This window comes from Streptomyces sp. 147326, from assembly GCF_045000215.1.
Lineage (GTDB): Bacteria > Actinomycetota > Actinomycetes > Streptomycetales > Streptomycetaceae > Streptomyces.
This window is the reverse complement of the sequence record NZ_CP134201.1, coordinates 459006-471118: the sequence shown is the minus strand read 5'-3', so window position 1 is coordinate 471118 and position 12113 is coordinate 459006. Positions and strand designations below refer to the sequence as shown.

Annotated in this window: 12 protein-coding genes; 9 read left to right on the top strand and 3 right to left on the bottom strand. The window is 70.7% G+C overall.

What is annotated here, in order from left to right:
• Window positions 1–7: 7 nt before the first annotated feature.
• The 3 genes from RIU97_RS02350 (at window position 8) to RIU97_RS02340 (ending at window position 2705) form a co-directional block, all read left to right on the top strand.
• Window positions 8–805, top strand: coding sequence for a class I SAM-dependent methyltransferase (locus RIU97_RS02350; RefSeq protein WP_404953055.1), 798 nt, complete (start codon window positions 8–10; stop codon window positions 803–805).
• 82 nt (window positions 806–887) lie between these two features.
• A complete protein-coding gene (locus tag RIU97_RS02345; protein ID WP_404953054.1) occupies window positions 888–1802 on the top strand; it encodes an NAD-dependent epimerase/dehydratase family protein in 915 nt (304 codons plus the stop codon).
• 42 nt (window positions 1803–1844) lie between these two features.
• Window positions 1845–2705 (top strand): RNA polymerase sigma-70 factor, encoded by an 861-nt coding sequence (locus tag RIU97_RS02340; RefSeq protein ID WP_404953053.1) that lies wholly within the window; start codon window positions 1845–1847, stop codon window positions 2703–2705.
• 63 nt (window positions 2706–2768) lie between these two features.
• Here the strand turns inward: RIU97_RS02340 and RIU97_RS02335 are convergent, their stop codons facing one another.
• Entirely contained in the window at window positions 2769–4388 is a 1620-nt protein-coding gene (locus RIU97_RS02335; RefSeq protein ID WP_404953052.1) for a sigma-70 family RNA polymerase sigma factor, read from the bottom strand.
• 402 nt (window positions 4389–4790) lie between these two features.
• Between RIU97_RS02335 and RIU97_RS02330 the strand changes: the two genes are divergently transcribed.
• Both RIU97_RS02330 and RIU97_RS02325 read left to right on the top strand, forming a co-directional pair.
• A complete protein-coding gene (locus RIU97_RS02330; RefSeq protein WP_404953051.1) occupies window positions 4791–6605 on the top strand; it encodes a C39 family peptidase in 1815 nt (604 codons plus the stop codon).
• Between the two features lie 46 nt (window positions 6606–6651).
• Entirely contained in the window at window positions 6652–7050 is a 399-nt protein-coding gene (locus tag RIU97_RS02325; protein ID WP_404953050.1) for a hypothetical protein, read from the top strand.
• 74 nt (window positions 7051–7124) lie between these two features.
• Here RIU97_RS02325 and RIU97_RS02320 read toward each other — a convergent pair whose 3' ends face one another.
• The gene (locus RIU97_RS02320) at window positions 7125–8462 is read right to left on the bottom strand and encodes a serine/threonine-protein kinase (protein WP_404953049.1); all 1338 of its coding nucleotides are present in this window, start codon (window positions 8460–8462) and stop codon (window positions 7125–7127) included.
• 74 nt (window positions 8463–8536) lie between these two features.
• Window positions 8537–9289, bottom strand: a complete 753-nt coding sequence (locus RIU97_RS02315) for a serine/threonine protein kinase (RefSeq protein WP_404962729.1) — start codon at window positions 9287–9289, stop codon at window positions 8537–8539.
• Between the two features lie 440 nt (window positions 9290–9729).
• Between RIU97_RS02315 and RIU97_RS02310 the strand changes: the two genes are divergently transcribed.
• From RIU97_RS02310 to RIU97_RS02295, 4 genes are all read left to right on the top strand, one after another.
• Complete coding sequence (locus RIU97_RS02310; protein ID WP_404953048.1) at window positions 9730–10140, top strand: VOC family protein; 411 nt, start codon at window positions 9730–9732, stop codon at window positions 10138–10140.
• Window positions 10141–10258: 118 nt separating this feature from the next.
• Window positions 10259–10780, top strand: coding sequence for a helix-turn-helix transcriptional regulator (locus RIU97_RS02305; protein ID WP_404953047.1), 522 nt, complete (start codon window positions 10259–10261; stop codon window positions 10778–10780).
• Entirely contained in the window at window positions 10780–11445 is a 666-nt protein-coding gene (locus RIU97_RS02300) for a glyoxalase (RefSeq protein WP_404962728.1), read from the top strand. The genes RIU97_RS02305 and RIU97_RS02300 overlap by 1 nt, the downstream gene beginning before the upstream one ends.
• A 107-nt stretch (window positions 11446–11552) precedes the next feature.
• On the top strand, window positions 11553–11966 hold the full coding sequence (locus RIU97_RS02295; protein ID WP_404953045.1) for a VOC family protein: 414 nt from the start codon (window positions 11553–11555) through the stop codon (window positions 11964–11966).
• Window positions 11967–12113: the final 147 nt, after the last annotated feature.

The following is a 12113-nucleotide window of genomic DNA, read 5'->3' as shown; positions in this document are numbered from 1 at the left end:
CCGCCGCATGGAGGAACGGCCGTCCGACGTGTGGGCGGAGGGGGACGCCTACGAGCGCTACATGGGCCGGTGGAGCCGTCAGGTAGCCGAGGTGTTCGTGGCACGGCTCGGCGGCCCGGGCGGATTGCGGTGGCTGGACGTCGGCTGCGGCACCGGAGCGCTGACCACGGTGGTGACGGCTCGGTGCCGGCCACGCACCGTGGTGGGACTGGACCGGTCCCCCGGATTCCTGCGCGCGGCCCGGGCCACCGCGCCCGCGCCGGCCTCCTTCGCGGTGGCCGACGCGTCGGCGCTGCCGTTCCGCGACGCGGTGTTCGACGCGGTCGTCAGCGGACTGGCCCTCAACTTCCTTCAACCGCCCGGGGCGGCGGCCGCCGAAGCCGCCCGGGTGGTCAGGCCGGGCGGGCTGGTCGCGGCGTACGTGTGGGACTACGCCGAGGGCATGGCCCTCCTGCGCCGCTTCTGGGACGCCGCGGCCTCGGCCGATCCGGCGGCCTCCACGCGGGACGAGGGCCGGCGGTTCGCGCTGTGCCGCCCCGGTCCGCTGCGCGCGCTCTGGACCGGGGCGGGGCTGGTCGACGTGACGGTCGCCCCGATCGAGGTACCCACCGTCTTCAGCGGTTTCGCGGACCTGTGGGAGCCCTTCCTGTCCGGCCAGGGACCGGCTCCCGGCTACGTCGCGACCCTCACCCCCGCCGCCCGGGACCGGCTGCGCACCCGGCTCGCCGCGACCCTCCCCACCGGCCCGGACGGCTCGGTCTCCCTCGTCGCCCGCGCCTGGGCGGTCCGGGGCCGACGACCGTGAGGCGCGCACGTCCCGGTCGCCGCAGAAGAGTGACCCGGGTCACATCGCAGGGGTGTCACGTACGGCGGCGGCAGCTTGTCCCATGGACATGAACGAGAAGAAGAACGTACTGCTGGCCGGCGCGAGCGGGGTCCTGGGACGCCACATCACCGAGGCGCTCACCCGCGCCGGCCACACCGTGATCGGCCTCGGCCGCGGCGCCGACGCCGATGTGCGGGCCGACCTGATGGACCGCGACCGCCTGCTGCGCGCGGTCGACGGGCTGGCGGTCGACACGGTGGTGCACGCCGCGACCGCCCTGCGCAAGGCACCCGCGCGCCACCGGGACATGTTCGCCACCGACGACCTCCGGGTCACCGGGACCGGGCACCTGATGGAGGCCGCCCGCGCGGTCGGCGCCCGCCGCGTCATCGCCGAGTCGATGGTCTTCGGCTACGGCTACCGCGACTTCGGCGACCACGTGATCACCGAGGACGCCGACGTGTTCGGCCCGACCGGCGACCCCGCCGTGGAGCGCCACCTCGAAGGCATGCGGGTGAAGGAGGCGCTGATGCTCGGCGCCGAGGGGATCGAGGGGATCGCGCTGCGGTTCGGGCTCTTCTACGGGGCAGGGGCCACCGAGAGCCTCGTCGAGATGCTGCGGGGGCGCAGGCTCCCGGCGGTCGCCGACCACGGACGGGTCCTGCCGTGGGTCGACCTCGCGGACGCCGGGCGAGCCGTGGCGCTCGCCGTCGAGGGCGGCCGCCCGGGGCAGGCGTACAACATCGTCGACGACACCCCGATGGGTTTCGGCGCCCACGTCCGGACGACCGCCGAGGCCTTCGGAACCCCGACGCCGATGAGCGTCCCCGCCTGGCTGATGCGGCCCGCCTCGTACGCGTACAGGATGGTCAGGACGAACATGCGGGTGTCCAACGCCAGGGCGAAGGCCGAGCTGGGGTGGACCCCGAGCCGTCCGGGCTGCGCCGAAGGACTGCGCGTGCTCGCCGCGAGGTGACCGCTCTTGATCGATCGGCACGCCGATGTCACGGTGGCGATCATGACCGATCATTTCGAGGAGCACCGGCGCGTGCTGTTCGCCGCCGCGTACCGCATGCTGGGCAGCGTCGCCGACGCCGAGGACATCGTGCAGGACGCCTGGCTCGCCTGGAACCGCACCGACCGGACGGCCGTCGAGCACCCCAGGGCCTACCTGGTGCGCACCGTCACCAACCTGAGCCTGAACCGGCTGAGGTCGGCCCAGGCCGTCCGGGAGGCGTACGTCGGGCCCTGGCTCCCCGAACCCCTCCTCACCTCGCCCGACATCGCCGAGGAGGCCGAACTGACCGACACCGTCTCCATGGCGGTCCTGGTCGTACTGGAGACCCTGACCCCGACCGAGCGCGCGGTGTTCATGCTCCGCGAGGTGTTCGGGTACCCCTACGCGGAGATCGCGGAGGTCGTCGGGAAGTCCGAGGCGAACGTCCGCCAGTGCGCGCACCGGGCCCGCGAACACGTCCAGGCCCGGCGCCCCCGCTTCACCGCCGGCCCGGCCGAACAGCGGGAGATCGCCGAGAAGTTCCGCGCGGCCTGCTCGGGCGGAAACCTGGGCGAGGTGCTCGAACTCCTCGCCCCCGACGTCGTCACCTGGTCGGACGGAGGCGGGGTCGTCACCGCCGCCCGCCGTCCGCTGTACGGCGCCGACCACGTCGCCCGCTGGTGGCTCGGCGTCCTGGCCAAACCGCAGGCCGGCGAGGGGGAGATGCGCGTCGCCGAGATCAACGGCGAGCCCGGCCTCCTGCTCGTGCTCGACGGCGTGAACGTCGGCGCGATGACCTTCGAGGCCGTCGACGGCCGGATCACCGCGTTGCGCATCATCGTCAACCCGGAGAAGCTGCGCGGCATCCAGGGCCGCCCCTGAACGGAGGCGGCGCCCCGCGGGGCGCCGCGCCCGGTTGCCGTCGCGCCCGGCGGCCCCCCGGGGTTACCGGGCGCCGAAGTTCTGCGTCCACCAAGGGCCGCCGGCGCCCTGGTGGATGCCCACGCCGAGGTCCTTGAAGGAGCAGTTGAGGATGTTCGCGCGGTGGCCCGGGCTCTTCATCCAGGAGTCCATGACCGATTGCGCGGTCTGCTGGCCCTTGGCGATGTTCTCGCCGTAGGTCGACCAGCGGTAGCCGGCCGAGGTGGTCCGCTGCCCCGGGTCCGCGCCGTCGGGGTTGGTGTGCGAGAAGAAGTCCCGTGCCGCCATGTCGTCGGAGTGCCCCTGAGCGGCCGCACGCAGCTGCGGGTCCTCCTTGAGGGGGCCGCAGCCGGCGGCGGCCCGCTCGGTGTTGACCAGGGCCAGGACCTGGCCGGCGATCCCCGGCGGGGCGGGCGCCGGCTTGGGCGCCGAGGGGCGCGGGCTGGGCGAGGTGCTGCGGCTCTGCGCCGGACTGGGGCTCGCGGACGGGCTCGGCGAGGCGGAGGCCGACGCGGAGGGCGAGGGGGACGCCGAGGGGGACGGGGAGGCCGACTCCGAGGGGAGCGCGGACTCGGTCGCCGACAGCGCGGCCAGCGGGGCGGCGGGCGTGGCCCCACCGTCCGTCGGCTCACCGGAACCGGGGAGTCCGCCGAGGTACACCAGGCCGCCGCCCGCGACACAGGCGGCCAGCACCGCGCCGCCCACCACCCGGCGGCGGCTGCTGCGCCGCCGCTTGCGCAGCTCGCCCCGGCCACCGCCCGCACTGTCGACCGGAGTGAGCTGGGTCGCCGTGTCGGCGAAGTCCCCCTCGGCTCCGTCGGCGAAGGCCGCGGCGACGGGGGCGAAGCCTGCCGCCCCGGCCGTCCGCACCCCCGCCAGCAGGGCCGCCGAGACCGGTACGAGGGCCAGGCCGGCCAGCAGTCCCTCCGCCGGAACCAGTCCGCTCCACAGGCCGGAGCACCGTACGCATTCACGCGCGTGCCGGGCTATTCGCTTGCGCCACAGAGCAGAGGGCCGGCCGTCCCAGCCCGCCATCACGGCCCGCAGCTCCTCGCACGGCGGATTGGCCTCCAGCGCGCGCTCCACCACCCGGGCCGACTCCAGCTGCGCCTTCATCCGCTGGACCCGGACCGCCGTGTGCTGCGGGGACAGCTCCAGCGCGGAGGCCACCTCCGCCCGCGTCAGTTCCCCGGCGCACTCCAGCCACCACAGCGACAGCAGCGCCCGGTCCTCGGGCTCCAGCCAGCGCGTGGCCCGGGCCGTCTCGCGCCGCTGGCCCGCCAGGTTGAGGCGTACGACGGTCAGGTCGACGAAGTCGGCGCCCGGGTCGGCGACGTCGTAGGCCGCCTCCAGCGTGCTCTCGCCGAAGCCGCTCTGCCGAGCCTGCCAGTGCGCCCGCACCCGGTTCATCGCGATCGCCACCAGCCAGGACCGGAAGCTCTCGTCCGCGCGCAGGCCGCCCAGCCCGTCGAGCGCCCGCAGCATCGTGTCCTGCACCACGTCGTCCACGTCGCAGGAGCCGCCCAGGGCCCGACCGACGATGTTGTAGACGAGCGGGAGATGGGTGCTGACGAGCTCGTCCTGCGCGCGGGGGTCGCCCGCGCGAGCCGCTGCCACCAGCGCTGCCGTGTGCTGAGTACTCATGTGATGTTCCCTGTCCGTACCGGCGGTCGATGATGCCCGATACCTGGGAGACCGTCGAAGGGGGCCTCGATAACACTTCTCCCGAAAGTTTTTCGGGAAGTCGTCTCCCCGGCCTCCGGAGCGGGCCGTGCGGGCGAAGGGACGGGACGCGGAACCACATGGAAGCACGGCCGGGGGCGGAGGCCGCAGCCGGGGTCCGGGCCGGAGCCGGGCGTCTGAGCGCCGCCCTCGGCCCGTTCGGGCAAGGGCGGCGCTCGGGTCGCGTACGGATCTGCCAGGTCCTGTCTCCTTGGCCATGGCACGGTCGCAAGGAGCACTCTCGCAGCCGCCCCTATGAGGTCGTAGGTTCCCCACACAACTTGGGCTCGGTAGACCTGTCCCCACAGACAAGGGAGACAGCCCATGCGTCGTACCTCCGTCGTCAGGCTCTTCCGCCTGGCGGTGATGTTCTTTCTGACCGCTGCCCTCACCTCTGCAGCAACCTTGAACGCGCATGCCGAGGACGAGGGCGGCGGCAGCGGAGGAAGCAGCACCAAGGTCTCTGCATACATCGACGGCGATTGGTTCGGTGAGGAGAGGCCCTATTACTGCGGGCCGGCAGCAGTTCAGACCGCGCTACAGCGCCGCCTGAAGACCGTTCCCCCCAGCCAGAACCAGATCGCTTCCGTACTGACCACGAACACCGGTGGAACGGACTCGTCCCGCCAGATCATGTGGGGTCTCAACAGCTTCGGCAACACCGACTGGTACCACGCCATGTCCATCAGCGAGCAGATCACGCCGTACGAGCGGGAGTCCTGGCGCAACGACGTGGTCTACAACATCGACCACGGCTATCCGGTGGTCGTGAACCTCATCGGGCGCAGCGGCGCGCACCCGCCGAAGTGGCCGGACCGCCTCGTCTACCACTACGTGACCGTGGTCGGCTACCTCGACAACGGACGCCAGCTCCGCGTAGTCGACAGCGCCGCGGGGGGCGGGGGTGGGCTGAGCAGCGATTGGGCTCAGGTGGACAAGGAGTGGACCGCTCCCACCGATGACGTCGCGCGCTGGATGCAGGGCAAGGGCTACGCCGCGCACCCGGCTCCCGGCTCGGCTGCGGGCCGTGGTCCGGAGACGGGGCCCGTGCTGCCTTCCGCCGGCAGCTACGTGATGTGGGGCGACAGCGCCAATGTCCGCAAGGACCCCGGGACCGGCGGGGCCGTCGTGACCACGTTGCGGCGCGACACCATCGTGCGGGTCCAGTGCCAGCGGCACGCCCAGTTGGTGTCCGCAGAGGGCACCAGCAACGATGCCTGGTCCTACCTCCCGGAGTACCAGGGCTGGATCACGAACATCTACCTCTACGGTCCGGCGTGGCTTCCAGGCGTGTCCGAATGCCCGCCGTCCATGGGCGGCGGCGGGGGCAGTACCTACCGGACGTGGGACACGGTCAATGTCCGCACTGCTCCCGGCTCGTCGGCCTCCGTCGTGAAGACCCTACCCGGCGGGACGACGTTGAAGATCCAGTGTCAGAAGCACGCTCAGCTGGTGTCCGCGGAGGGAATTGGCAATGACGCCTGGTCCTACCTCCCCGACCACGGCGGCTGGATCACCAACATCTACGTCCAAGGCCCCGCCTGGCTGCCAGGCGTGGCCGAATGCGGCGCGGACGTGGGCGGCGGAGCCGGCGGCACCGTACGCACATGGGGCTCGGGCACCAACGTCCGCTCGCAGCCGAGCACCGCGAGCAATGTGCTGCGCACCCTGTCCGGCGGGGTCAGGCTGAACGTCCAGTGCCAGAAGCACGGGCAGTCGGTCTCCGCCGAGGGAACGGTCAACGACGCCTGGTCCTACCTGCCGGAGCAGAGCGGCTGGATCAGCAACATCTACATCGAAGGTCCGGCCTGGATCCCCGGCATCCCCGAGTGCGCCGGAGCAATCGGCGGACCCAGCGGCGGCAGCTACCGCACATGGGGCGACGGCGCCAACGTCCGTACGCAGCCTTCCTCGGCTGGCGGCCTCGTGAAGAGCGTCCCGGGCGGTACGACCCTGTTCGTCGCCTGCCAGGTCCACGGCCAGTCGGTGACCTCGGAAGGGACGACCAACGACGCCTGGTCCTACCTGGCGGAACACGGCGGCTGGATCACCAACATCTACATCGAGGGTCCTGCCTGGATCCCCGGGGTCCCGGACTGCGACACCCTCGCGGTCAACAAGCTGGAACCCCGCCCTTGAGACCCCTTCTCGACCGACCTCTCACACAAACCCCATGGAGGAACCGATGGACCGACAGAGCACCGTCCGCAGAAGCCCCCGCAGCAAGGCTGCACTGGCCCTAGCCCTGCTGGGCCTCGCCTCGGCGCTGACCATGGTGGCGCCGGCGACGCCCGCGCAGGCGGCAGGCTGCGGAGTGAGCGGCGGAACGCTCTGGTGCGGCAACCGTCCGGTCGCCATGCACTTCGGCCCGGGCTACAGCAGTGAGGTCGGCGACTGGCTGACGTCCACCTACAGCTGGTTCAGCTGCTGGACGTACGGAGGGAACCACGAGGGTGGGAACAACACCTGGTACGGGACCCAGGGCGACGGCGTCGGCATGTTCGGCTACGTCCCCGCCGTGGCACTCAACACCAGCTCCCAGTTCGACGCGAACCCCGGAAACTACGGGCTTCCCTACTGCTGAGTCGAACGCAGGCGCCCGAGCCGTGGTCTCTCGGCTCGGGCGCCTCCCCGTCCTGCTCGTCCCACCAGCCTGGACTAGGGAGAAGTGTCCGTGCAGACAGGCACCTTCGGATCGTCCCGTGTCCGGACAGCCGGCAGCCAGGCGCGCCCATCCGGGGTCGAATCGAAGCGGACGCGGTACCAGCGAGGCGTGCCGATGCCCAGCTCGTCCTCCACCCGGTCGCCGTCATTGACGACGCAGTCGGTCCTCAGCACGTCACCGTGCCAAACCCTTTGAGAGACCACGTTGCCGGCGTCGTACTTGCGGTGGGGGTCGCGTGCGAGCCCGAGACTGCACGCACGCAGCCGCTCCGTCTGCTCTTTGCACTTGCCGTCGATGTTGAACACGTGGATCTCGACGCCGGCGGGCCGGCCCGGATCACCGTGCCAAGGCCAGCCGAAAACCGCGAGGCCCAGAACTGCGGCGGAGACCGTCGCAGCGGCCGCCGCCGCCACCGCCACCCTCCGCCGGGGACGGAGGCGTACGGGCGCCGTCGCCTCGCCGGCCGCGCGGATACCTGGAAGCAGCGCCCGCATCGTTGTGGCCGCACGAGTCTCGGGATCGGCCGCCAGACACGCTGTGACGATCTCCTGCCAGGCCGGTGACAGGTCCGAAGCGAGGCGCAGCCGGCTGCGACCGGCAGCGTACTCGTGGACTGCCGCTGCGCGGGCGGCTGGTGTGGAGCCCGGGAAGGGGAAGGCGCCGCCGGTGAGCATCTGGTGCGCGGTGACGCCGAAGGCCCAGATGTCGGTCGCAGGCCGGGTGATGACACCCCGTTCACCCAGCTGTTCGGTCCGGCGTTCCGGCGGCAGATAGTCCGGGGAGCCGAGCGGGGGCGCGTAGCCGTGGGTGCCCTCCATCTGCGAGACGAGCCCGAAATCCGCCAGGCGTGCGGTTCCGTCCGCCATCAGGAGGATGTTGCCGGGCTTGAGGTCGCCGTGCACCCAGCCGGCTTCATGGAGGTAGGCGAGCGCCTCCGCGACCTGGAGCAACAGGACGCCGAGCACGGCCTGTCCGGCCGCGTTCGCGTCCGCACCGGAACTCCCCGACAAGACGTCCAGCAGGCTGCGGGACGCCCGCTCCATCACGAGGGCGACGGCGCCGTCGAGTGCGGGCGAGCCCGGATCGGAGACGACTGCCGTATCCAGCAGACGAATGAGGTACGGGTGGTCGGTCGCGTGGCTGAACTCGACTTCCCGACGGGCGGTCTCCGCGAGTTCCCTGGCCTGGCGCGGGGCGAGACCAGCCGTGGACATGAACTTCACTGCGGCCTCGACCGGCTCACCGCCGTGCTCCGGGCCCGCGAACCGGGCCAGGTACACACTTCCCCAGCTGCCGGCGGCGAGAAATCCCCCGATCTCCCACTCCCCCACCCGGTACCCCGCAGGAACGGGTACGTCACCCAGCGGGAGGGGACTGCCCCCGGGCTGGTGAGGCCCGACGCCGGTCACAGCTCACCTGCGCTATGAGTGGCACGGGAGGACAGCAGGTTCAGGTGTTCCTCACGCACGAGTCCGAACCTGAGGGCGAGGGACACGAGAGCATCCCGCTTCCCGTCCATCCGAAGACCATCCGAAGCAGGCTCACGGACACGAAGCTTCTTCCGGGCCAGATAGTCGATGTGAAAGGCGATCCCGGCCTCGGTGATGTCCTGGCACATGGGATGGCCACGTAGGCGTTCGATCAACTGCCGTGTCGTGGGGATCGCGGAAACCGACACGTCGCGCAGCCTCGGTTCGCACAGTGCTATCAGAACCAGGAAATACGTGGCGCTCGTGTCGAGCGGAAATGCCGTGAGCGTCGCGGCCCCGGCAGGCGAGGTCGGAGCCGCATCGCAATACATGTGGGCAGGGGCGAATACCTGAAAGCTCTGAGCACTCCCTTGGGTCGGCAACACCACTCGCGCGAACTCGAAGGGGACGGGCGCACCGAGACGCCGGGGAGCGACACGAAAATATTCGCCGGCGCCTTCGGGATTCTCGACGATGTAACTCGCTGAACTGCTGAAATTGCTGATCTGCCAGTGATCGTCGCATGCCAGTATCTCTCCGGCCAATCGCGGAACAGCGGAATCCGCCAGCATGATCTCAACCGGCTGATCCACCGCACCGCGACCAAAACGTGCGACTGCTCCCGGTCCCAGCTCTAGGGTGACGGGAGCATAATTTTCGCCCGAAGTGTGCACAAGAATACTATTCACCCATGTCCCCCAAAATTTGCGAAATGCGGTGGTCGGCCCGCTGGGCTCCAGGCTCATAGAGCGCCTCTAGAATCAACATCGCAACAGAAGATGGCAAGGTGATGCACGTCACGAAGTGGATGAAGTGCACGAAAGTTATAGACGGGGGGCGTTTCGCCCGCTTCCGGCAGGCTGCATCTACCACCGGCTTTCACAACGGCGGCGGGCCGGCTGCCAGTTGGAGAGAAGGCGCCCGCCAAGAACCCTACCGAGGGTCCGCGAGCGTTTGTGGCGGCCACTGGCCCCATCCTCCGCCGGTCACGGTTACCCTGCCCGTGACCCCCGCACGCCCTGGAGCGCGTGGGCGCTCTCAGCCTCCTCGCCCGTGAACGTCCGGGCGTGTCCGGATCGATCAGGAATCGAGAAGCGCGGTTCACGGAGCCGCCTCTAGCCTGCTCACCATGGACATCACCATTCACACGACTTCTCTTCCGCACGACGACCCGGACGCGTCGCTCGCCTTCTACCGCGACGTCCTCGGCTTCGAAGTCCGCAGCGATGTCGGGCAGGGCAGGATGCGCTGGATCACGGTCGGCCCGGCCGGTCAGCCGGGCACGTCGATCCTTCTGGCGCCGCCTGCCGCCGATCCCGGCATCACCGAGGACGAGCGCCGCACGATCACCGAGATGATGGCCAAGGGCACCTACGGCTGGATCCTGCTGGCCACCCCGGACCTCAACGCCACGTTCGAGAAGGTGCAGGCCGGTGATACGGAGGTCGTCCAGGAGCCGACAGAGCAGCCGTACGGCGTCCGCGACTGCGCGTTCCGCGACCCCGCGGGCAACCTGGTCCGCGTTCAGGAGCTGCGCTGAGCTGTGCGGGTCGGAATCGCGACGAGGCGTAAGGAACGCGGCGGCGCACCAGAGCGGAAGCGCCTGCCCCGACGCTCGAAGACGTCGATGGAAATGGAAGACGAAGGGGAGGGTTCTCATGTGCAAGCCTGAATGGCGGCGTGCCCGCGTCCAGGCGCAGCGTCTGGCTGATCTCGCGCGGCTGCGCCGCGTCCGCGACCGGATCGACAGGGAATACGCGCAGCCGCTGAACGTGGAGGCGCTCGCCCGCGATGTGAACATGTCCGCCGGGCACCTGAGTCGGCAGTTCCGGGCCGCCTACGATGAGTCGCCGTACGCGTACCTGATGACGCGTCGCATCGAGCGGGCGGCAGCGCTTCTGCGGCGGGGCGACCTCAGCGTCACCGAGGTCTGCTTCGCGGTCGGCTGCGCGTCGCTGGGAACGTTCACCACCCGGTTCACCGAGCTGGTCGGCATGCCGCCCGGAGCCTTCCGGCGCCAGGCGGCGGATGCGGCGGCCGGCCGTGCCGATGCTGCGGGTACGGCCCGCGATGCGGGGTCGGCGATCAAAGTGGAGGGGATGCCGGCGTGCGTGGCGAAGCAAGTCTCAAGACCGGTCAGGAATCGAGAAGCCCCGGCCGCCACACAGCCCCTAGCGTGATGGTCATGGCAACCACCACTTCCACCGCAGCCAACACGTCCCTCGCGTCCGTCACCCTTGAGGTGGCCGACCCCGAGGCCGCCCGCCGCTTCTACAGCGACTTCGGCGTGGACACGTACATACGCCTGCGGGCGTCCGAGGCGCACTCCACCGGATTCCGCGGCTTCACCCTGGCGCTCACGGTGTCCGGGCCGGCCACCGTCGACGGCTTCGTCGGCGCCGCCGTGGACGCCGGCGCCACGGTCCTCAAGCCCGCCGCGAAGTCGCTGTGGGGCTACGGCGGCGTGGTCCAGGCCCCGGACGGGACGATCTGGAAGATCGCGACCTCGGCGAAGAAGGACACCGGCCCCGCCACCCGCGAGATCGACGAGGTCGTCCTGCTGATCGGCGTCGAGGACGTGAAGGCCACCAAGCAGTTCTATGCCGGCCGGGGCCTGACCGTGGCCAAGAGCTTCGGCGGCAAGTACGCCGAGTTCGCCCCCGGTCAGTCCAGCCCCGTCAAGCTGGCGCTGTACAAGCGCCGCGCCCTGGCCAAGGACCTCGGCGTCCCCGCCGACGGCACCGGCTCGCACCGCATCGTCCTCGGCAGCACCGCCGACACCTTCACCGACCCGGACGGGTTCGCCTGGGAGGCTGCCGCGTCGCTGGCCCCCACGCCGTCCTGACTCCCGGCCCTGTCATACCGATTGACCGGCGAACACGCGCCGATGTGACGTCCGGGCCCTGGCCCGGACGTCCGGCACGCGTACCTCTACAGCGCAAGGAGTACGACATGAAAGCGCACGTCAGCTCGATCCTCCTCGGCGTCCGGGACATGGACCGGGCCAAGCAGTTCTACACCGAGGGGCTCGGCTGGAAGATCAAGAACGACTACGGCATCTCGGTGTTCTTCGAGTCGGACGGCGCCTCGCCGGTCGGCTTCTACGGTCGCGAGGGTCTGGCCGACCAGGTGGGCACGGACCCGGAAGGCAGCGGTTTCAGCGGGCTGGTTCTGACCTACGTCGTCCGCAGTGAGGCACGGGTCGCGGAGATCATGGCGGAGGCCCAGAAGGCCGGTGCCACGGTCCTCAAGCCCGCCGGTGCTCTGCCGTGGGGCGGGTACGGCGGCACCTTCGCCGACCCGGATGGCCATGTCTGGAGTCTCGGCTACAGCGCCTCGGGAGCCGACCAGCCCTACGCCGAGTAGCCGCCATCTCTTGCCTCACAGCCGTCCAGGACGTTTTGGGCCCACGTCGAGCCACCCGAGCCCATGCGGGGCCTGAAAGTTCCGCCCGAGGTGATAGCAGCGCTCGGCGGGGGCACGCGGGCACGCGCGTGTCCGATGCCCGCCCGT